21 protein-coding genes are annotated in these 21,159 nt (G+C 60.6%); 17 read left to right on the forward strand and 4 right to left on the reverse strand.

Annotated elements, in window-relative coordinates; all coding sequences use genetic code 11:
• Positions 1 to 79 precede the first annotated feature (79 nt).
• The 7 genes from LIY45_RS25335 (at position 80) to ispD (ending at position 7,882) form a co-directional block, all read left to right on the forward strand.
• The gene (locus LIY45_RS25335) at positions 80 to 1,027 is read left to right on the forward strand and encodes an acetyl-CoA carboxylase carboxyltransferase subunit alpha (protein WP_003219302.1); all 948 of its coding nucleotides are present in this window, start codon (positions 80 to 82) and stop codon (positions 1,025 to 1,027) included.
• Between the two features lie 175 nt (positions 1,028 to 1,202).
• On the forward strand, positions 1,203 to 2,522 hold the full coding sequence (tilS, locus tag LIY45_RS25340) for a tRNA lysidine(34) synthetase TilS (protein WP_226478004.1): 1,320 nt from the start codon (positions 1,203 to 1,205) through the stop codon (positions 2,520 to 2,522).
• 273 nt (positions 2,523 to 2,795) lie between these two features.
• A complete protein-coding gene (locus LIY45_RS25345) occupies positions 2,796 to 4,427 on the forward strand; it encodes a CTP synthase (protein WP_003219298.1) in 1,632 nt (543 codons plus the stop codon).
• A 5-nt stretch (positions 4,428 to 4,432) separates the two neighbouring features.
• Positions 4,433 to 5,278 (forward strand): 3-deoxy-8-phosphooctulonate synthase, encoded by an 846-nt coding sequence (kdsA, locus tag LIY45_RS25350; protein ID WP_017479403.1) that lies wholly within the window; start codon positions 4,433 to 4,435, stop codon positions 5,276 to 5,278.
• 157 nt (positions 5,279 to 5,435) lie between these two features.
• Positions 5,436 to 6,725, forward strand: coding sequence for a phosphopyruvate hydratase (gene eno, locus LIY45_RS25355; protein ID WP_003219294.1), 1,290 nt, complete (start codon positions 5,436 to 5,438; stop codon positions 6,723 to 6,725).
• A gap of 171 nt (positions 6,726 to 6,896) precedes the next feature.
• Positions 6,897 to 7,175, forward strand: coding sequence for a cell division protein FtsB (gene ftsB, locus LIY45_RS25360; protein ID WP_003219292.1), 279 nt, complete (start codon positions 6,897 to 6,899; stop codon positions 7,173 to 7,175).
• Positions 7,172 to 7,882, forward strand: coding sequence for a 2-C-methyl-D-erythritol 4-phosphate cytidylyltransferase (gene ispD / locus LIY45_RS25365; RefSeq protein ID WP_226478005.1), 711 nt, complete (start codon positions 7,172 to 7,174; stop codon positions 7,880 to 7,882). Before ftsB ends, ispD begins: the two co-directional genes overlap by 4 nt.
• A 26-nt stretch (positions 7,883 to 7,908) precedes the next feature.
• Here ispD and LIY45_RS25370 read toward each other — a convergent pair whose 3' ends face one another.
• Complete coding sequence (locus LIY45_RS25370) at positions 7,909 to 8,805, reverse strand: LysR substrate-binding domain-containing protein (RefSeq protein ID WP_003219287.1); 897 nt, start codon at positions 8,803 to 8,805, stop codon at positions 7,909 to 7,911.
• Between the two features lie 109 nt (positions 8,806 to 8,914).
• On the opposite strand from LIY45_RS25370, the gene LIY45_RS25375 reads away from it, so the two are divergent.
• The 8 genes from LIY45_RS25375 to rpoS all read left to right on the forward strand — a co-directional run bounded on the left by LIY45_RS25375 (position 8,915) and on the right by rpoS (position 16,038).
• Positions 8,915 to 10,027, forward strand: a complete 1,113-nt coding sequence (locus LIY45_RS25375; protein WP_010176741.1) for an S-(hydroxymethyl)glutathione dehydrogenase/class III alcohol dehydrogenase — start codon at positions 8,915 to 8,917, stop codon at positions 10,025 to 10,027.
• A gap of 8 nt (positions 10,028 to 10,035) precedes the next feature.
• Positions 10,036 to 10,881 (forward strand): S-formylglutathione hydrolase, encoded by an 846-nt coding sequence (gene fghA, locus LIY45_RS25380; RefSeq protein WP_226478006.1) that lies wholly within the window; start codon positions 10,036 to 10,038, stop codon positions 10,879 to 10,881.
• A 54-nt stretch (positions 10,882 to 10,935) separates the two neighbouring features.
• Complete coding sequence (gene ispF / locus LIY45_RS25385) at positions 10,936 to 11,409, forward strand: 2-C-methyl-D-erythritol 2,4-cyclodiphosphate synthase (RefSeq protein WP_010176739.1); 474 nt, start codon at positions 10,936 to 10,938, stop codon at positions 11,407 to 11,409.
• Complete coding sequence (truD, locus tag LIY45_RS25390) at positions 11,406 to 12,464, forward strand: tRNA pseudouridine(13) synthase TruD (protein ID WP_017479400.1); 1,059 nt, start codon at positions 11,406 to 11,408, stop codon at positions 12,462 to 12,464. The genes ispF and truD overlap by 4 nt, the downstream gene beginning before the upstream one ends.
• Entirely contained in the window at positions 12,452 to 13,201 is a 750-nt protein-coding gene (surE, locus tag LIY45_RS25395; RefSeq protein WP_017479399.1) for a 5'/3'-nucleotidase SurE, read from the forward strand. Before truD ends, surE begins: the two co-directional genes overlap by 13 nt.
• A 41-nt stretch (positions 13,202 to 13,242) precedes the next feature.
• A complete protein-coding gene (locus tag LIY45_RS25400; RefSeq protein WP_010176736.1) occupies positions 13,243 to 13,878 on the forward strand; it encodes a protein-L-isoaspartate(D-aspartate) O-methyltransferase in 636 nt (211 codons plus the stop codon).
• A gap of 210 nt (positions 13,879 to 14,088) precedes the next feature.
• A complete protein-coding gene (locus LIY45_RS25405) occupies positions 14,089 to 14,925 on the forward strand; it encodes a peptidoglycan DD-metalloendopeptidase family protein (protein WP_226478010.1) in 837 nt (278 codons plus the stop codon).
• Positions 14,926 to 15,033: 108 nt separating this feature from the next.
• On the forward strand, positions 15,034 to 16,038 hold the full coding sequence (gene rpoS / locus LIY45_RS25410; RefSeq protein WP_017479398.1) for an RNA polymerase sigma factor RpoS: 1,005 nt from the start codon (positions 15,034 to 15,036) through the stop codon (positions 16,036 to 16,038).
• Positions 16,039 to 16,430: 392 nt separating this feature from the next.
• Here the strand turns inward: rpoS and LIY45_RS25415 are convergent, their stop codons facing one another.
• Positions 16,431 to 16,640 (reverse strand): cold-shock protein, encoded by a 210-nt coding sequence (locus tag LIY45_RS25415; protein WP_002554837.1) that lies wholly within the window; start codon positions 16,638 to 16,640, stop codon positions 16,431 to 16,433.
• A gap of 378 nt (positions 16,641 to 17,018) precedes the next feature.
• Here LIY45_RS25415 and dcd point away from each other — a divergent pair, with 378 nt between their 5' ends.
• Together dcd and LIY45_RS25425 are read left to right on the forward strand one after the other, a co-directional pair.
• On the forward strand, positions 17,019 to 17,585 hold the full coding sequence (dcd, locus tag LIY45_RS25420; protein WP_003219273.1) for a dCTP deaminase: 567 nt from the start codon (positions 17,019 to 17,021) through the stop codon (positions 17,583 to 17,585).
• A gap of 107 nt (positions 17,586 to 17,692) precedes the next feature.
• A complete protein-coding gene (locus LIY45_RS25425; RefSeq protein WP_003219272.1) occupies positions 17,693 to 17,896 on the forward strand; it encodes a hypothetical protein in 204 nt (67 codons plus the stop codon).
• Positions 17,897 to 17,927: 31 nt separating this feature from the next.
• Here LIY45_RS25425 and pdeM read toward each other — a convergent pair whose 3' ends face one another.
• A complete protein-coding gene (gene pdeM / locus LIY45_RS25430; RefSeq protein WP_226478007.1) occupies positions 17,928 to 18,587 on the reverse strand; it encodes a ligase-associated DNA damage response endonuclease PdeM in 660 nt (219 codons plus the stop codon).
• Positions 18,587 to 21,064 carry a ligase-associated DNA damage response DEXH box helicase gene (locus LIY45_RS25435; RefSeq protein ID WP_226478008.1) on the reverse strand — a complete coding sequence of 826 codons (2,478 nt, stop codon included), beginning with the start codon at positions 21,062 to 21,064 and terminating at the stop codon, positions 18,587 to 18,589. The genes pdeM and LIY45_RS25435 overlap by 1 nt, the downstream gene beginning before the upstream one ends.
• Positions 21,065 to 21,159 lie beyond the last annotated feature (95 nt).

Genomic DNA, 21,159 nt, shown 5'->3' on the forward strand with positions numbered 1-21,159 from the left:
GCCTCTCCCTTAAGGTAGGGCGCGAATAGACAACCGGCTGGCCAGGCACCCCTTGGCCGTCGACCCAAGACGGACGCTTATGAACCCGAATTTTCTTGATTTCGAACAGCCGATCGCTGACCTGCAAGCCAAGATCGAAGAGCTGCGCCTGGTCGGCAATGACAATTCGCTGAATATCGGCGATGAAATCGCTCGCCTGCAAGACAAGAGCAGCACGCTTACCGAAGACATCTTCGGCAAGCTGACCAGCTGGCAGATCGCGCGCCTGGCCCGCCACCCGCGCCGTCCGTACACCCTGGACTACATCGACCATATCTTCACCGAGTTCGATGAACTGCACGGCGACCGTCACTTCTCCGACGACGCCGCCATCGTGGGCGGTATCGCTCGCCTGGACGACCAGCCAGTGATGGTGATCGGTCACCAGAAAGGCCGTGAAGTGCGTGAGAAAGTCCGTCGCAACTTCGGCATGCCGCGTCCTGAAGGCTACCGCAAGGCTTGCCGCCTGATGGAAATGGCCGAGCGCTTCAAGATGCCGATCCTCACCTTCATCGACACCCCGGGCGCCTACCCGGGTATCGACGCTGAAGAGCGCAACCAGAGCGAGGCGATTGCCTGGAACCTGCGGGTGATGGCTCGCCTGAAGACGCCGATCATCGCTACCGTGATCGGCGAAGGCGGTTCCGGCGGTGCGCTGGCCATTGGCGTCTGCGACCAACTGAACATGCTGCAATATTCGACCTACGCGGTGATCTCGCCGGAAGGTTGCGCCTCGATCCTGTGGAAAACCGCCGAGAAAGCGCCGGATGCCGCTGAAGCCATGGGCATCACCGCCGATCGCCTGAAAGGCCTGGGTATCGTGGACAAAGTGATCGCCGAGCCATTGGGCGGCGCCCACCGTGACCCGGCTGCCGCTGCCGCGACCATTCGTGCTGAACTCAGCTCGCAACTGGCGATGCTCAAGAAGTTCGACAACGAGGCCCTGCTGGCCCGTCGTTACGAGCGACTGATGAGCTACGGTCTCTAAGCCGACGCGTTACTGAATGTGGGAACGGGCTTGTGTGGGAGCTGGCTTGCCTGCGATAGCATCAACTCGGTGCACTAGATAAACCGAGTTGCCTGCATCGCGGGCAAGCCCGGCTCCCACATTTGTTTTGTGTATGCTTGGCTATCGTGTTCCAGTTTTGCGGCGGTCCTTTGCGATGAAACCAACTCTGCCCGCCAAGCTCCTGCAAATCCTTGCTCCCTGGCGCAACGCCCCGGCCTGGCATATCGCCTTCTCCGGCGGCCTCGACTCCACCGTCCTGTTGCACCTCCTGGCCACGCTGGCCAAAATCGACAAGCTCCCGCCACTCAGCGCTATCCATGTCCACCATGGGCTGCAAGCTGCGGCTGATGCGTGGCCGGCCCATTGCCAGTCCGTGTGCGACGCCTTGGGCGTGCCTCTGCGGGTGATCCGCGTGCAAGTGCAACAAGGCGCAAGCCTGGAGCGTGCGGCCCGTGACGCGCGGTATCAGGCGTTTGCCGAGGTCACCGGGCCAGGGGAGTTGCTGATCACGGGCCAGCACCGTGACGATCAGGCTGAAACCTTGCTGTTTCGCTTGTTGCGTGGGGCCGGCGTACGTGGACTGGCGGCGATGCCTGTGCAGCGTCCATTGGCGGGTGGCTACCTGGTGCGGCCCTTGCTGGATGTGTCTCGAGCCGAGCTTGAAGCCTACGCCCGCGAGCATCAATTGACCTGGATCGAAGACCCCTCCAACGCCGACCCGCGTTTCTCCCGCAACTACCTGCGCCACCAGGTTTTCCCGCGTCTGACCGAGCGTTGGCCCCAAGCGATCAACACCATCGCACGCAGCGCTGAACATTTGAACGAAGCCCAGGGTTTGCTCGACGAACTGGCACAAATGGACCTGCTGACCGCCAGCCAGCCCTCGGCGTTTCCCTGGCTCGTATTGCCCTCGCTGACCCTTGAACCGCTGGCCGCGCTCTCCGAGGCCCGCCAGCGCAACGCACTCATGCACTGGCTGACACCGCTGACACGCTTGCCCGACAGCGAGCACTGGGCCGGCTGGGCGAACCTGCGCGATGCCAAGGAAGACGCACAGCCGCTGTGGTGTCTGGCTGACGGTCAATTGCACCGTTGCGGTGGGCTTATCTGGTGGTTACCCGCCAGCTGGTCGGATTTTTCTGACGCATCGGTGAGCTGGTCACAGCCGCAAAACCCACTACAGTTACCCGGTAACGGCCAACTGTACTTCAGCGGCAGCGCACCCGAAGGTCCCCTGAGCGTCCGTTATCGCCAAGGCGGCGAAATCATGGAATTGCCAGGCCGGGGCCGGCGTGACCTGAAGCGGTTGCTTAACGAAAGTGCCGTGCCAGGCTTCATCCGTGGCAGATTGCCGCTGCTGTATCAGGGCCAACAATTGCTGGCTGTGGCCAACCTGCCGGGGCTTGCGGCAGGTGGCGGTACCGACTGGCAATTACATTGGATGCCACCAACCTGCGATCAAGGTTTGAGCTGATAGAGCCTTTCCGGTAGACTACGCTCCCTTCTTGATACAACTTCTGTGGATTCGCCTGAATCGCAGCAGTTGCCGATTACCAAGCAATCTTTGCTGGGCGATTCCAAAAAATGTGTAGCGATCAACGTACCGGTGTTTCATTGCTGGTCTGTCACAACGCGGCGGTTTTTTTGAAAGGTGCACTGTGATTAATGCAGGTGATCGGGGGCTTCGGCCTTCCTTCGCTTTCCCCGGCGGCTCGGACCGCTTTAACGCAGACTTCTAGGGTTTTTCATGACGCGCTACATATTCGTCACGGGCGGTGTTGTTTCTTCATTGGGGAAAGGCATTGCCTCCGCTTCATTGGCGGCCATCCTGGAGGCGCGGGGACTTAAGGTCACCATGCTCAAGCTGGACCCGTACATCAACGTTGACCCGGGCACCATGAGCCCGTTCCAGCACGGTGAAGTGTTCGTCACTCACGACGGCGCCGAGACCGACCTGGACCTGGGCCACTACGAGCGGTTCATCCGCACGACCATGACCCAGAACAACAACTTCACCACCGGCCGTGTCTACGAGCACGTGCTGCGCAAGGAGCGCCGTGGTGACTACCTGGGTGCAACCATCCAGGTGATCCCGCACATCACCGACGAAATCAAGCGCCGCATCATCAAGGGTGCAGGCGATGCCGACGTGGCGATGGTCGAGATCGGTGGCACCGTAGGTGACATCGAGTCCCAACCGTTCCTCGAAGCCATCCGCCAGTTGCGTTTCGAAGTCGGCGCCAAGCGCGCGATGCTGATGCACCTGACACTGGTGCCCTACATCGCCACCGCCGGCGAAACCAAAACCAAGCCTACCCAGCACTCGGTCAAGGAACTGCGTTCCATCGGCCTGCAGCCGGACGTGCTGGTCTGCCGCTCCGATCACGCGATCGACATCGCGTCCCGTCGCAAGATCGCCCAGTTCACCAACGTTGAAGAACGTGCGGTGATCGCCCTGGAAGACGCCGACACCATCTACAAGATCCCGGGCATCCTGCATTCTCAGGGCCTGGATGATTTTGTCGTCGAGCGTTTCGGCCTGCAGTGTGGCGGCGCCGATCTGTCCGAGTGGGAAGCCGTGGTCGATGCCAAGCTCAACCCTGAGCATGAAGTCACCATCGCCATGGTCGGCAAGTACATGGAGCTGCTGGATGCCTACAAGTCGCTGATCGAAGCGATGAGCCACGCGGGCATCAGCAACCGTACCAAGGTCAACCTGCGCTACATCGACTCCGAAGACATCGAGAACCAGGGCACTGCGTTGCTGGAAGGCGTTGACGCCATCCTGGTTCCGGGCGGCTTCGGTCTGCGTGGCGTGGAAGGCAAGATCACTGCCGTCCAGTACGCTCGTGAGAACAAGGTGCCGTACCTGGGTATCTGCCTGGGCATGCAAGTGGCGGTCATCGAGTTCGCCCGTAACGTGATGGGCTGGAAAGACGCCAACTCCACCGAGTTCGATCGCACCAGCGGTCACCCGGTCGTGGGCCTGATCACCGAGTGGGAAGATGCCACCGGCGCCGTCGAAACCCGTACCGAAGCGTCCGACCTGGGTGGCACCATGCGCCTCGGCGCGCAGGATTGCCTGCTGGAGCCGGGGTCCTTGGTTCACGATTGCTACGGCAAGGACGTGATCGTCGAGCGTCACCGTCACCGCTACGAAGTGAACAACAACCTGCTGCCGAAAATCATGGAAGCCGGCCTGAAAATCTCCGGTCGTTCCGGTGATGGCGCACTGGTTGAAGTGGTTGAAGCACCGGATCATCCATGGTTCGTGGCTTGCCAGTTCCACCCGGAGTTCACATCGACCCCGCGCGACGGCCACCCGTTGTTCAGCGGCTTCGTTAAAGCAGCACTGACGCAACATCAGAAGAAGGCGTAAACCTGATGGCCCAGAAGATCATTCGCGTAGGCGACATCGAGATTGCCAACGACAAGCCCATGGTGCTGTTCGGCGGCATGAACGTGCTGGAAAGCCGCGACATGGCGATGCAGGTCTGTGAAGAGTACGTGAAGGTGACCGAGAAACTCGGTATCCCTTACGTGTTCAAGGCCAGCTTCGACAAGGCCAACCGTTCGTCCGTGACCTCCTACCGCGGCCCGGGCCTTGAAGAAGGCCTGCGGATCTTCCAGGACATCAAGCAAGCCTTCGGCGTGCCGATCATCACCGACGTCCACGAGCCTGAGCAGGCTGCCGTGGTCGCCGAGGTGTGCGACATCATCCAGTTGCCGGCCTTCCTGTCGCGCCAGACCGACCTCGTGGTCGCGATGGCCAAGACCGGCGCGGTGATCAATATCAAGAAAGCCCAGTTCCTCGCGCCCCAGGAAATGAAACACATCCTGAACAAGTGCGTGGAAGCAGGTAACGACCAGTTGATCCTCTGCGAGCGTGGTTCGAGCTTCGGTTACAACAACCTCGTGGTGGACATGCTCGGTTTCGGCATCATGAAACAGTTCGAATACCCGGTGTTCTTCGACGTGACCCACGCGCTGCAAATGCCCGGTGGTCGCGCCGATTCCGCTGGCGGGCGCCGTGCCCAGGTATTGGACCTGGCCAAGGCCGGCATCAGCCAGTCCCTGGCGGGCCTGTTCCTGGAAGCTCACCCGGACCCGGACAACGCCAAGTGCGACGGCCCATGCGCCCTGCGCCTGGACAAGCTGGAGCCATTCCTGGCCCAGTTGAAGCAGTTGGACGACCTGGTCAAGAGTTTTCCGACGGTAGAGACCGCGTAAGCGCCATTTCTCCGGTAAAGTATCCCACGCTAAACGCTCAGGCCCCCGGGCCTGAGCCTTGTCGCCTGCAAGCCTGCCCCGTTGTTCCACCCTTGCGGTCGGTCAAAAGATTTCCTTCAGCTGCGTCGTTTTCGTCAACTTTGGAGTGTTTACAACAATGGCAAAAATCGTCGACATCAAAGGTCGTGAAGTTCTCGACTCCCGTGGCAACCCTACCGTCGAAGCCGACGTGCTTCTCGATAACGGTATCATCGGCAGCGCCTGCGCGCCGTCCGGTGCTTCCACAGGTTCCCGCGAAGCACTGGAACTGCGTGATGGCGACAAGAGCCGTTACCTGGGCAAGGGCGTACTCAAGGCAGTCGCCAACATCAATGGCCCGATCCGCGACCTGCTGCTGGGCAAGGATCCACTGGACCAGAAAGCCCTCGATCACGCGATGATCAAGCTCGACGGTACCGAAAACAAAGGCAGCCTCGGCGCCAACGCCATCCTGGCCGTGTCCCTGGCTGCCGCCAAGGCTGCTGCACAGGACCAGGACCTGCCGCTGTACGCCCACATCGCCAACCTGAACGGCACCCCGGGTGTTTACTCGATGCCGGTTCCGATGATGAACATCATCAACGGTGGCGAGCACGCGGATAACAACGTCGACATCCAGGAATTCATGGTGCAGCCGGTTGGCGCCAAGACCTTCTCCGAAGGCCTGCGCATGGGCACCGAGATTTTCCACCACCTCAAGGCTGTATTGAAGGCCCGTGGCCTGAGCACTGCCGTGGGTGACGAAGGTGGTTTCGCGCCGAACCTGGCGTCCAATGAAGATGCACTGAAAGTGATCTCCGAAGCCGTGGCCAACGCTGGCTACAAGCTGGGCACTGACGTGACCCTGGCCCTGGACTGCGCGGCCAGTGAATTCTACGAAGACGGCAAGTACAACCTGTCCGGTGAAGGCCACGTGTTCACCTCCGAAGGTTTTGCTGATTACCTCAAGGGCCTGACCGAGCGCTACCCGATCATCTCGATCGAAGACGGCCTGGACGAGTCCGACTGGGCTGGCTGGAAAGTGCTGACCGACAAGATCGGCGAGAAGATCCAGCTGGTGGGCGACGACCTGTTCGTGACCAACACCAAGATCCTGAAAGAAGGCATCGACAAGAAGATCGCCAACTCGATCCTGATCAAGTTCAACCAGATCGGCACCCTGACCGAAACCCTGGAAGCCATCCAGATGGCCAAGGCTGCGGGCTACACCGCCGTGATCTCCCACCGCTCCGGCGAAACCGAAGATTCGACCATTGCCGACCTGGCTGTGGGCACTTCGGCAGGGCAGATCAAGACCGGTTCCCTGTGCCGTTCCGACCGCGTTTCCAAGTACAACCAATTGCTGCGTATCGAAGAGCAACTGGGCGGCAAAGCCAAGTACAACGGTCGCAGCGAGTTTCGCGGCTGATTGTTAAATGGTAAAAGGTCAGCGGATTACGTCGGAAAAATCACGACAGCGTGAATTTCGGCGCTAATCTCTTGGCTATCAAGCACAAGCCTGGTTATTCCAGGCTTCGTGCTATCAGTTGCTTCAAAAGTTTTGCATGGCTGTCTTTTTTCACTGGATACCCGATATTCGATGCGCAGTCCCAATTGGTTGTTCCTCGTCTTGCTCTTGCTGCTGGCTGGCCTGCAGTACCGCCTATGGGTGGGGAATGGCAGCTTGGCGCAGGTCACCGAACTGACCCAGCAAATTGCCGCACAGCACGCCGAAAACGAGGTGTTGCTGGAGCGCAATCGCGTGCTCGATGCCGAAGTGCTTGAACTGAAAAAAGGCATGGAGACCGTTGAAGAACGGGCTCGCCATGAGTTGGGCATGGTCAAGGAGGGCGAGACCCTCTACCAGTTGGCCCAATGAGCCTTTCGTCACCGGCCTTCTGGGCCGTGATTCCTGCCGCGGGCGTGGGTGCCCGTATGGCCGCGGACCGTCCCAAGCAATACTTGCAACTGGGCGGGCGCACTATTCTCGAACACAGCCTTGGCTGTTTCCTCGATCATCCGGGCCTTAAGGGGCTGGTGGTCAGTCTTGCTGTCGACGACCCTTATTGGCCGAACCTGGCTTGCGCCACCGACCCGCGCATTGTGCGCGTTGACGGCGGTGAAGAGCGCTCGGGCTCTGTCCTCAATGCCTTGCTTCACCTGCACAGCCAGGGCGCCAGCGATGACGATTGGGTGCTGGTGCATGATGCCGCCCGACCGAACCTCAGCCGCGATGACCTGGACAAGTTGCTCTTTGAACTGGCCGACGACACCGTGGGTGGGCTGCTGGCCGTGCCGGCGCGGGACACCCTCAAGCGTGCCGACAAGCATGGGCGCGTACTGGAAACGGTCGATCGCACGCCGATCTGGCAGGCCTACACCCCGCAGATGTTCCGCCTTGGCGCGCTGCATCGGGCGTTGGCCGACAGCCTGGTCTCGGACGTGGTCATCACCGACGAAGCCTCGGCCATGGAATGGGCCGGGCACGCGCCACGCCTGATCGAAGGCCGCAGCGACAACCTCAAGGTCACCCGCCCGGAAGACCTTGAATGGCTGCGCCAGCGCCGGGCTTTCCAGTCTTCCTGACGGTCAGTCCGCCGGGCCGTGGCCGTCTATCTCAGGTAGACGGGATGGTTACCCAGGCCCTCCTTGAGAAAATCCACCAGCTTTCGCACTTTGGGCGATAGGTGGCGTTGTTGCGGGTACAGCGCCCAAACCGCGGTGTTGGGCGGTTGATGGGCTTCGAGTAACGACACCAGTGCGCCGCTGTGCAAATGCTCCAGCACGTAATAGTCCGGCAATTGGCAAAGGCCGACCCCTTGCAGTGCGGCATCCAGCACCGCTTGCCCACTGTTGCAGCGCCAGTTTCCCTGAACTCGCTGCGAAAATTCGCGCCCGTCCTGGGCCAGTTGCCAAATATCCGAGCTGCCGATCAGGCAGTTATGCCGACTTAATTCCGACAAGCTATGTGGCCGGCCGTACCTGGCCAGGTAGGACGGTGACGCGCATAAATACATACGTCGTGGCGCAAGGCGGCTGGCAACCATGCGCGAATCCGCCAGGCGACCGAGGCGAATCGCCAGGTCCAGGCCTTCGTGCACCAGGTCCAGTTGGCGGTTGGTTAGTTCCACGTCCACTCGCAATTGCGGGTAAAGCGCCATGAACCGCGTCACCAGCGGCACGATAAAGCGCTCGCCGTAAGCCACTGCGCAGGTCATGCGTAACATCCCTTTAGGCTCGCTGGCCAGGTCGCCTACGGCGCGCAAAGCTTCTTCGCGACCGTCCTGCAAGCGCTGGCAATGTTGCAGGAAGGTCTGGCCGGCTTCGGTCAGCGTCACCTTGCGCGTACTGCGATACAGCAAGCGCGTTTGCAGCCGCTCTTCCAGCCGCGCTACCTGGCGGCTGATATGGGACGACGACACACCCAGGCGCTCGGCGGCGGCAGTGAATTGGCTGCATTCGGCCACGGCGACGAACTCGTCGATGCCTTCCCAGCGGTTTTCCAGCATGCTGATTATCCCTGTATGGCAATAATGTTTTGCTTTTGTCTGGATTATTAATCAGATGGGCATGTTTTACACTGCCGGCCTTACGTTTTTAACCCGATGGAGAAACCGGATGATCAAGTCCCGCGCGGCCGTAGCCTTCGAAGCCAAGAAACCCCTCGAGATCGTTGAAGTGGATGTGGCCATGCCCAAGGCCGGCGAGGTGCTGCTGCGGGTGGTAGCGTCCGGTGTGTGCCATACCGATGCCTACACCCTGTCGGGCGCGGACCCGGAAGGTATCTTTCCGTCGATCCTCGGCCACGAAGGCGGCGCCGTGGTGGAAGCCATCGGCGAAGGCGTGACCTCGGTGGCGGTGGGCGACCACGTGATCCCGCTGTACACCCCGGAGTGCGGCAAGTGCAAATTCTGCCTCTCGGGCAAGACCAACCTCTGTCAGGCGATTCGCGCCACCCAGGGCAAGGGCCTGATGCCAGATGGCACCTCGCGCTTTTCCTACAAGGGCCAGCCGATTTTCCACTACATGGGGACTTCGACCTTCTCCGAATACACCGTGCTGCCGGAAATCTCCGTAGCGAAGATTCCTAAAGAGGCGCCACTGGAAAAGGTCTGCCTGCTGGGCTGTGGCGTCACCACCGGTATCGGTGCAGTCATCAACACCGCCAAGGTCAAGCCGGGCGACACCGTGGCCATCTTCGGCCTGGGTGGTATCGGCCTGTCGGCAGTGATCGGTGCGGTGAAAGCCAAGGCCGGTCGCATCATTGCCATCGACATCAACCCGGCCAAGTTCGAAATCGCCAAGCAACTGGGCGCCACCGACTGCATCAACCCGAAAGACTACGATCGCCCGATCCAGGACGTGATTGTCGATTTGACCGATGGCGGCGTCGACTTTTCCTTCGAGTGCATCGGCAATGTCCAACTGATGCGTGCTGCCCTTGAGTGCTGCCACAAAGGCTGGGGCGAGTCGGTGATCATCGGCGTGGCCGGCGCGGGCCAGGAAATTGCTACCCGTCCGTTCCAACTGGTGACCGGTCGCGTCTGGCGCGGTTCGGCGTTTGGTGGCGTACGGGGTCGCAGCGAATTGCCAAGCTACGTGGAGATGGCCCAGACCGGCGAAATCCCGCTGGATACCTTCATCACCCACACCATGGGCCTGGAAGATATCAACAAGGCGTTTGACCTGATGCATGAAGGCAAGAGCATCCGCACCGTCATTCACTTCTGAGGTCGGCCATGAGTCTGGAAAACCTGTCGTGCCAGAAAAGCTTCGGCGGCTGGCATAAACGCTACAAGCATCATTCCGATGTGCTGGGTTGCGACATGACCTTCGCCGTGTACCTGCCGCCGCAAGCGGAGCAGGGCGGCAAATTGCCGGTGCTGTACTGGCTGTCGGGGCTGACCTGCACCGATGAGAACTTCATGCAGAAGGCCGGCGCCCAGCGCATGGCGGCCGAACTGGGGTTGATCATTGTTGCGCCGGACACCAGCCCCCGCGGTCCCGGTGTGCCGGGTGATCCGGACAACGCCTGGGACTTTGGCCTGGGCGCCGGCTTCTACCTGAACGCCACCCAGGAACCCTGGGCCCAGCACTATCGGATGCATGACTACGTGGTGCAGGAATTGCCGGCATTGGTCGAGGCGCATTTCCCGGCGTCGGCCAAGCGCGGGATCAGCGGCCACTCCATGGGCGGTCACGGCGCGCTGGTGTGTGCCTTGCGCAATCCGGGGCGTTATCTGTCGGTGTCGGCGTTCTCGCCGATCAACAATCCGATGGATTGCCCGTGGGGCCAGAAGGCGTTCTCCCGCTACCTCGGGGAAGAGCGCTCGAAGTGGCGCGAATGGGATGCCTGCGTATTGATCAGCGAAGCCTCGGAAAAGCTGCCACTGCTGGTGGATCAGGGCGATCGCGACGATTTTCTTGCGGTGCAGCTCAAGCCTGAAGCCTTGCAGCAAGCAGCCAGGGCGGCCAACCATCCGCTGGAGCTGCGCCTGCAACCGGGCTATGACCACAGCTACTTCTTTATCGCCAGCTTTATCGAAGACCATTTACGCCATCACGCGAGTGCTTTGCTCGGTTAATGTGAAGCAAAAGTAGGTAGAATCACGCCCTGAATTAAATCGGGGCGTTTTTTTATGCGTATTGGCCACGGCTATGATGTGCACCGTTTCGCCGAAGGCGATTTCATCACCCTGGGCGGCGTGCGGATCGCGCACCACCACGGGTTGCTGGCTCATTCCGACGGCGACGTGGTGCTGCATGCCTTGAGCGATGCCTTGCTCGGCGCCGCCGCGTTGGGCGACATCGGCAAGCACTTTCCGGACACCGACCCCACCTTCAAGGGGGCGGACAGCCGCGTGCTGTTGCGTCATGTGGTCGGTTTGATCCATGCCAAGGGCTGGAAGGTCGGCAACGTCGACAACACCATCGTCGCCCAGGCGCCCAAGATGGCCCCGCATATCGAATCGATGCGCGCACTGATTGCCGCGGATCTTCAAGTTGAGTTGGATCAAGTGAACGTAAAGGCCACCACCACCGAAAAGCTCGGGTTTACCGGTCGCGAAGAGGGCATTGCCGTGCACTCCGTTGCCTTGTTGCTGCGCGCATGAATGATCTGCAACTGCTGGGCCCGCGTGCCTATGGCGAAGCCTTGGGCAGCGCTGTTCTGAAGGCCACCGCTGAAGACTTCCAGGTGGATGAAGTGCTGGATATCCCGCTGACCGGCGAGGGTGAACACCTGTGGTTGTGGGTGGAAAAGCGCGGCCTGAATACCGAAGAAGCGGCGCGGCGGATTGCCAAGGCGGCGGGTGTGCCGTTGCGCACCGTCAGCTACGCCGGGCTCAAGGACCGCCAGGCGTTGACCCGCCAATGGTTCAGCGTGCAGTTGCCGGGCAAGGCTGATCCGGACCTCAGCGGTGCGGAAAACGAGACCCTGAAGATCCTCAAGATCGCCCGCCACAAGCGCAAGCTGCAGCGCGGCGCGCATTCGGCCAATGGCTTTACCTTGCGCCTGACCCAGTTTGCCGGTGATGCCGCGGCCATCGACGCACGCCTGCAACTGATCGCCAAGCAAGGCATTCCCAACTATTTCGGCGCCCAGCGTTTCGGCCATAACGGCGGCAACGTCGTCGATGCCCGCGACTGGGCCGCGCGCAAGGCCTTGCCGGAGCAGCGCAACGTGCGTTCGCGCCTGCTCTCCACGGCCCGCAGCTTCCTGTTCAATAAAGTGCTGGCGGCACGGGTGGCCGACGGTTCCTGGCAGCGCGCCCAGGTCGGCGATCTGCTGGCGTTTACCGACAGTCGCAGTTTTTTTCCGGCGGGGGAGGCTGAATGCAGCGACCCGCGCCTGGCGATTCTCGACTTGCATCCCACCGGCCCACAGTGGGGCGAAGGTGATTCGCCGGCGTCGGGGGCAACTTTCGCTCTGGAACAGGCGATCGCCGAGGGTGAAGCCGACCTGCGGGATTGGCTGGTGAATGCCGGCATGAGCCAGGAACGTCGCATTCTTCGACTGCCCATTGGCGGGTTGACGTGGCATTATCCCGAACCTGACATTCTGCAATTGGAATTCGTCCTGCCGGCCGGATGCTTCGCCACTGTCTTGGTGCGCGAGCTTGTAGATCTGGTGCCGGTGGGGCAGACGGACAGCCCATGCGTATTCTGATATCTAACGACGACGGGGTCACCGCACCCGGCCTTGCCGCGCTTCATGCTGCGCTGGCGGATTACGCCGAGTGCGTGGTGGTTGCCCCGGACCAGGACAAAAGCGGCGCCAGCAGCTCGCTGACGCTCGACCGTCCGTTGCACATACAGACGTTGCCCAACGGCTTTATCAGCGTGAATGGCACGCCGACCGATTGCGTGCACCTGGCGATCAATAGCCTGCTGGACCGCGAGCCGGACCTGGTGGTTTCCGGGATCAACCTGGGCGCCAACCTCGGCGACGACGTGCTGTATTCCGGTACGGTGGCGGCGGCCCTTGAAGGGCGTTTCCTGGGCCGGACCTCGTTCGCGTTTTCGCTGGCGTCGCGTCAGTTGGACAACCTGGAGACGGCGGCCTACTTCGCCCGCAAGCTGGTGGAGGCCCATCACACCCTGGATTTGCCGCCGCGTACGGTGCTGAACGTCAATTTTCCGAACCTGCCTCTTGAGCATATTCGCGGCTTCAAGCTGACCCGCCTGGGCCATCGCTCCCGCGCTGCGGCACCGCTGAAGGTGGTGGACCCGCGTGGCAAGGAAGGTTATTGGATTGCCGCTGCCGGCGATGCCGAAGACGGCGGCGAAGGCACGGACTTTCATGCGGTGATGCAAGGTTATATTTCGATTACTCCGTTGCAACTTGATCGCACCTTCAGTGATGCCTTCAGTAGCCTCGATGGCTGGCTGGAGGGAGTGCTCTGATGGCGCGCGAACAAGACGACCTGCTGCGACGGGGCATTGGGATGACTTCCCAGCGCACCCGCGAGCGATTGATCCAGCGCCTGTATGAAGAAGGGCTGTCCAACGCCCAGGTGCTGGAAGTCATCCGGCGTACCCCGCGGCATCTGTTTGTCGATGAAGCCCTGGCGCATCGTGCCTATGAAGACACCGCGCTGCCCATCGGCCACAACCAGACCATCTCCCAGCCTTATATGGTGGCGCGGATGAGTGAGCTGTTGCTGGCGGCGGGCCCCCTGGACAAGGTGCTGGAAATCGGCACCGGCTCCGGCTACCAGACGGCCGTGTTGTCGCAGCTGGTTGAGCGGGTGTTTTCGGTCGAGCGCATCAAGGTGTTGCAGGACCGGGCCAAGGAACGCCTGGTGGAGCTGAACCTGCGCAACGTGGTGTTTCGTTGGGGCGACGGTTGGGAAGGCTGGCCGGCGCTGGCGCCGTATAACGGCATTATCGTCACCGCCGTGGCGACCGACGTGCCCCAGGCCTTGCTCGATCAACTGGCTCCCGGCGGGCGCCTGGTGATCCCGGTGGGCTCCGGCGAAGTGCAACAATTAATGTTGATCATTCGCGAGGAAGAAGGCTTTTCCCGGCATGTGCTCGGGGCGGTGCGTTTTGTCCCGCTGCTTAACGGTCCGCTGGCCTGATCAATTATTCCTGCGTACTGAATTCTATTGCCGGGTATGTGTCTTACAGCGGGGTCTATTGAGTCAACATGATCCGCCGTGGGAATTAAACATGATGAAAATTTCTTTAGAATCGTGTTTCCAGTAAAAACCCAATGGCCAGTTATACTTGCGTCATATTTCAAGCCTGATACAGGCGTTCATAGTCAGCCACCACAAAGGGAGCGGCGGGTGAGTCTCACGGTCATTGCACAGCGTATGAGTCAAACAAGCTTTCAGCGACTGGTGATTGGCCTTGTCTTGAGTTCCTTGCTGGCGGCTTGCTCAAGCACGCCATCCGGTGGTGCCCGGGTGGTCGACCGCAATAATGCGGTGCCGCAAAAGCCTACGGTTACCACCGGGCAATATGTCGTGCGCAAGGGCGATACGATGTTCTCGATCGCCTTCCGTTATGGGTGGGATTACAAGGCGCTGGCCGCCCGTAACAACATTCCTGTGCCATATACGATACATCCAGGTCAGACCATTCGTTTCGATGGCCGTACCGGTTCAACACCGACCGCCGTCGTCACAAACACGGCTTCTTCGCCGTCGTCTTCGAGCAAAACCACCATCATCACCCGGCCTGCAGGCAGCGCCGCGCCTGGCGTTGCGAGCAAACCAGCACCTGCGCCGATGCCGCCTGCAGGGCCTGCTCCTACCGGTTGGGGATGGCCCTCAAATGGCATTCTTATTGGAAAATTCTCTTCAAACGGTAGTTTGAATAAAGGCATTGATATCGCCGGAGATTTGGGACAGCCTGTTTTAGCTGCGTCTGATGGGACAGTGGTGTACGCCGGGAGTGGTTTACGGGGCTACGGTGAGCTGGTCATCATCAAACACAGCGATACCTACGTCAGTGCCTACGGTCATAACCGCAGGCTGTTGGTTCGGGAGGGGCAGCAGGTCAAAGTCGGACAGACAATTGCCGAAATGGGGTCAACTGGTACAGACCGGGTGAAACTGCACTTTGAGATTCGCCGCCAAGGGAAACCTGTTGATCCGCTGCAATTCCTTCCCCGTCGTTGATATGTTGCACAGCCTGTTCCCTCACGTAGAAGGAACAGGCTCCAGCGCTGCCAAGGATAAAGGCGTCGCTTGAGCTTGAGGTCGAACTCACCAAAGGACTATAAAACAATGGCTCTCAGTAAAGAAGCGCCGGAGTTTGACATCGGCGATGAGGTTCTCCTTATGGAGACTGTCATCGATACGGATTCGATGTCGAATGAGGGACCTGCTGTACCTTCAGTTCGCACCAAATCCAAGAACTCCGCTGCGTTAAAGCAACACAAATACATTGACTACACGCGGGCGCTCGATGCGACCCAGCTGTACCTCAATGAAATCGGCTTTTCCCCTCTGCTCACTCCCGAAGAAGAAGTCTTTTTTGCGCGCTTGTCGCAAAAAGGCGATCCGGCCGGGCGCAAGCGCATGATTGAAAGCAACCTGCGGCTGGTGGTGAAAATCGCCCGACGCTACGTCAATCGTGGGCTGTCCCTGTTGGACTTGATCGAGGAGGGCAATCTCGGCCTGATCCGGGCTGTGGAAAAGTTTGACCCTGAGCGGGGTTTCCGCTTTTCAACCTACGCCACCTGGTGGATTCGTCAGACCATCGAACGGGCGATCATGAATCAGACCCGCACGATCCGGTTGCCGATCCATGTGGTCAAGGAGCTCAACGTCTACCTGCGGGCGGCGCGTGAGCTGACACAAAAACTCGATCATGAACCTTCGCCTGAAGAAATCGCCAACCTGCTGGAAAAACCGGTGGGAGAGGTCAAGCGCATGCTCGGTCTCAATGAGCGGGTGTCTTCAGTCGATGTCTCGCTGGGTCCGGATTCGGATAAAACCCTGCTGGACACCCTGACTGATGATCGTCCTACGGACCCTTGTGAGTTGCTGCAGGACGATGATTTGTCGCAAAGCATCGACCAGTGGCTTTCGGAGCTGACGGACAAACAGCGTGAAGTGGTGATTCGCCGCTTCGGGCTGCGCGGCCACGAAAGCAGCACCCTGGAGGATGTTGGCCTGGAGATTGGCTTGACCCGTGAGCGGGTGCGGCAGATCCAGGTAGAGGGTCTCAAGCGCTTGCGCGAGATCCTGGAGAAGAATGGCTTGTCGAGTGAGTCGTTGTTCCAGTAAACGACGCAGGACGAAATGTGGGAGCGGGCTTGTGTGGGAGCCGGGCTTGCCTGCGATAGCATCACCTCGGTGCAACTGATAGATCGAGGTGATGCTATCGCGGGCAAGCCCGGCTCCCACATAGGCGGGCTCCCACATTTTTTTGTGCATGGAATTACATCGTGTGATTGCTCGTTCCCACGCGCTGCGTGGGAACGCAGCCCAGGACGCTCCGCGTCCCTCCGCGTCCCTCCGCGTCCCTCCGCGTCCCTCCGCGTCCCTCCGCGTCCCTCCGCGTCCCAAAGCATGACGCAGAGCGTCACAAGAGGCATTCCCACGCAGAGCGTAGGAACGAGCGGACACAAAAAAGCCCCGCTTTTGAGGGCGGGGCTTTTCGACTAAATCAGTACAAGTTAGATAACTTGAACTTCTTCAGCTTGCATGCCTTTCTGACCGCGGGTAGCGATGAAAGAAACCTGTTGGCCTTCTTTCAGGCTTTTGAAGCCGTCGGATTGGATAGCTTTGAAGTGAACGAACAGGTCGTCACCGGATTGTGGAGTGATGAAGCCGAAGCCTTTTTCATCGTTGAACCACTTAACGGTACCAGTTTGGCGATTAGACATGGTGTATCTCCTTGGACAAAGTTAACTGCGACTCAGGAAAAGCCCTGGCCGAGACTGAGTGCAAAGAGCAGGAAAAATTCTTGGAGATGGTTGGATCGAAATTCAACATATCGTGTAGAGATTCTCAGTGACACAAGCAGCACAGTGGCGCCACCTTAACCCTTTTTCCGGAACGTGCCAATGGTATTTCCGAAGGTTTCTCTATTTTCGTGACTGGCGGCAGCCTGATACCGCACCAATACCCCGCCATTGAAGGTGCGTCCCGCCCAGCAGGGGCTGCGCGGCACCAAGAAAAACAGCCGCCCCTTTGAACCACGGGGCCAGCCCCGGTAAGATGCCCAACAGAATTTTTTCACCTCGCTATTCAGGACACCCGCCATGAGCATCAAATCGGACAAGTGGATTCGCCGCATGGCGCAAGAGCACGGCATGATCGAGCCGTTCGTGGAGCGCCAGATGCGCGGCGAAGGCGCTGAGCGGCTGATTTCGTTCGGGGTTTCCAGCTACGGCTACGATGTACGCTGCGCCGATGAGTTCAAGGTGTTCACCAACATCAACTCGGCAACCGTCGATCCGAAAAACTTCGACGAAAAAAGCTTCGTCGACGTCAAGAGCGACGTCTGCATCATCCCGCCAAACTCCTTCGCCCTGGCGCGCACCGTCGAATTCTTCCGTATCCCGCGCAACGTCCTGACCATCTGCCTGGGCAAGAGCACCTACGCGCGCTGCGGCATCATCGTCAACGTGACGCCGCTGGAGCCGGAATGGGAAGGGCACGTCACCCTGGAGTTCTCCAACACCACCACGTTGCCCGCAAAAATCTACGCCAACGAAGGCGTGGCACAGATGCTGTTCTTCGAATCCGACGAAGAGTGCGAAGTGTCCTACAAGGACCGTGGCGGCAAGTATCAGGGCCAGCGCGGCGTTACTCTCCCACGTACCTGATCGAATCGTCTTACAGGCTAAGGGAATTTGTCAGCGGGCATGCACTCTATTGGGTGTACTGCCCCGACGCGTGCACAACGCGCCGGGCCACGCTTGAGGAGTCCCCTATGAAGCTCGATCCGCGAATCAGCGCCGAACTCGCCCGGCTTGAACCCAATCAGATTGGTGTGATGGCCTGGTCCTTGATGGCCGATCCCGCCGCAGGCGGCATTCCCGGCCAGCCCGGCCCGGATGATCCCTGGCCCAACCAGCCTGAAGAGCCTGGCGAACCCACGCTCCCTGACGAACCGCCTCCCGCCCCTGTGGCTTGATTTCCTGCACGTGTCGCCAATGGTCAGTTGCTCAGCGCACTGGCCATACTTCATGGTCACCGATCACGAAGATCCGGCTGCCTTCTTCCTGCTGCGTCACTGAATAACCGCCGGTAAATGCGCCAAACGCCGGCAACAGGCTGACGTGGTTGCCGAGCAGGAAGCATGGCAGGCGCAAGCTTTGCCGGCCTTTGCCCCGCAGGCGATACACCGGGTGCACGTGCCCGGCCAGCACATGGTGGCTGGCGTGGGCGTCGGGCTCGTGCTGCAACGCAAACGGGCCCATCAGCAGCGGTTCGGTCACCACCTCAATGTTCAGATCACCAGGCGGGTCGCCAGCGCGCTTGTCGTGGTTGCCGCGAATCAGCGTGAGCCCCACGCCTGCATGACGCTCACGCCAGGCTCTCAGGGCGTTCAGGGTGCCGCTGGCGTGAGAGCCGGGCCCGTGGAGAAAGTCGCCGAGAAAGATCACCTGCGCGCCAGGGAAAGCCGCCAACAGCCGGTCCAGGCGCTGCAGGTTGTCTGTCGTCGTGCCCCGGGGCACTGGCTGGCCCAGGCTGCGATAGGCCGACGCCTTGCCAAAATGCGCGTCGGCGATCAGCAGGCACTTTCTCGCGGGCCAATACACAGCCTTGTCCGCCAGCAACCACAGCGCTTCTTCCGCCAGGTGTATCGGGTAATGAGCGGGCATCAGGGTTTCCCGTTATCGGCGACTTTTTCCAGGTCCTTGACCATCCGCGCAATCCGCTCCGATAGTTTTTCCGAGCTCAGGCTCTCCCGAAAACGTTCCACCAGTAAAGGGAACGCCAGCGGCGTAGGCCGTTCTATCCGATGCAGGTCCAATTTCAACCCCGACAAGTGGCGCAACGTCTCTTCCAGCCGACGAATATCCAGTTCTTCCCGCAGGACTTCTTCTCCGGCCTGGGTCAGCAACAGGTTCTGCGGGTCATATTGCTTGAACACTTCAAAGAACAAACCGCTGGACGCCTGAACCTGGCGCGTACTTTTCGGCGCACCGGGGTAGCCGGCAAACACCAGCCCGGCGATCCGCGCGATCTCGCGAAAGCGCCGCAGGGCCAGCTCACCGGCATTCAGGCTCGCGACCACGTCATCCAGCAGATCATCCGCACTCAGCAACGCCCCGCTCAGTAATTCAGGCCAATCCACCGCGGTCGCGCTCAGCAGCTCCAGCCCGTAGTCATTGACCGCAATCGAGAACGTCACCGCCTGCTGCCGACTGACGCGCCAGGCCAGCAGGCTCGCCAGCCCCAGGTGCACCTGGCGCCCAGCGAACGGATACAGGAACAGGTGCCAGCCTTCCCGGGACTTGAGGGCCTCGGCCAGCAAATGCTCGCGGGTTGGCAGCCCGGACCAGCGCAACTGGGTGTCCAGCAACGATTGCACTGCCTGCATCTCCGGGCCGAGGAATTGCCCGTGGGCGGCCGCATCAAAGCGCTCGACCACGGCCTGGGCCAGCTCGTTGGAAAGCGGCATGCGCCCGCCGTTCCAGCGCGGCACGGCAGCCTTTTTCGCGTTACTGCGCCGCACGTAGGCGGTCATGTTTTCTACTCGCACCAACTCCAGCAAGCGCCCGGCGAACAAGAAACCATCTCCCGGCTTCAGCCGTGCAATAAAGCCTTCCTCGACACTGCCCAGGGTCTTGCCACCGCCGCCTTTGCTCCAGAATTTCAGCTGGATGCTGGCGTCGCTGACGATGGTGCCCACGCTCATGCGATGGCGCCGCGCCAGCCGTGCGTCGGGGACGCGCCAGATGCCGTGTTCGTCCGGCTCGACCCGCCGGTAATCCGGGTAGGCCGTCAGCGACAGCCCACCATGACGCACGAAACCCAGGGCCCATGTCCAATCTGCTTCTCTCAAGTCACGATAGGCCCATGCGGTACGCACCTCCGCCAGCAGCTCATCCGGCACAAAACCGCCGCCCAGCGCCATGCTCACCAGATGTTGCACCAGCACATCCAAAGGCTTGTGGGGCGACTGGCGGGCTTCGATACGCCGTTCAGCGATAGCGTCCTGCGCGGCGGCGGCCTCCACCAGCTCCAGGCTGTGGGTAGGCACCAGCGTGACCCGCGACGGCCTGCCCGGCGCATGGCCGGAGCGCCCGGCGCGCTGCATCAGGCGCGCCACGCCCTTGGCCGAGCCAATCTGCAGCACCCGTTCCACCGGCAGAAAATCCACCCCCAGGTCCAGGCTCGACGTACACACCACGGCCTTCAGTTGCCCCTCCTTCAGGGCTCGCTCCACCCAATCCCGGGTCTCCCGGGACAACGAGCCGTGGTGCAGGGCAATCACTCCGGCCCAGTCGGGACGAGCATCGAGCAGGGCCTGGTACCAGATTTCCGATTGCGCTCGCGTGTTGGTAAACACCAGGCAACTGCTGCTGGCATCGACCTCAGCCACCACCTGCGGGAGCATTTTCAGGCCGATATGGCCGGCCCATGGAAAGCGCTCGATAACCGGTGGCAACAGGGTGTCCACTTGCAACTGTTTGGTGGTTTGGCCTTGGACGTTGATCCCGCCGCCTTGTGGGATCAACACCTCCAGTGCGTGGGCCTGATTACCCAGGGTCGCGGAAATGCCCCACACAATCAGCTCTGGATGCCATTGCCGCAGGCGGGCGAGGGCCAGTTGCAGTTGCACGCCGCGTTTGTTGCCGATCAGTTCGTGCCATTCGTCCACTACCACCATGCGCAGGTGTGACAGGCTGGCCTGGCTGTCGGCGCGAGCCAGCATCAGCGTGAGGCTTTCCGGGGTGGTGATCAGGGTGGTGGGCAGGCGGCGGCTCTGGCGGGCGCGTTCGCTGCTGCTGGTGTCGCCGGTGCGCAGGCCGATGGTCCAGGGGATGTTGAGGGATTCCAACGGGGATTCAAGGGCGCGGGCGGTGTCGGCGGCCAGGGCGCGCATTGGGGTGATCCACAGGACTGTCAGCGGTTCGGCTGGGGCCTTGCGTTTGCGGAGAGTGTCTTTGGTGATGGCGAAGCGGTTGAGGGCGGCGAACCACAGGGCGTAGGTTTTGCCGGCGCCGGTGCTGGCGTGGAGCAGTCCTGATTGGCCTTCCTGCACGGCCTTCCATACGTCTTTTTGGAAGGCGAACGGTTTCCAGCCTTTGGCGGTGAACCAGTCTTTGGCGAAATTGCGGGATTTGGCCATGCTTGGGGCTCTGGGGGTGTAATTCAGAGACCTGTGGGGTGGGGGAAAGGTTTAACTGCGATTGCTGGGGGGGGCGGGTGTATATCCGTTATTTA

Source organism: Pseudomonas sp. MWU16-30323 (assembly GCF_020515595.1).
Classification (GTDB): domain Bacteria; phylum Pseudomonadota; class Gammaproteobacteria; order Pseudomonadales; family Pseudomonadaceae; genus Aquipseudomonas; species Aquipseudomonas yamanorum.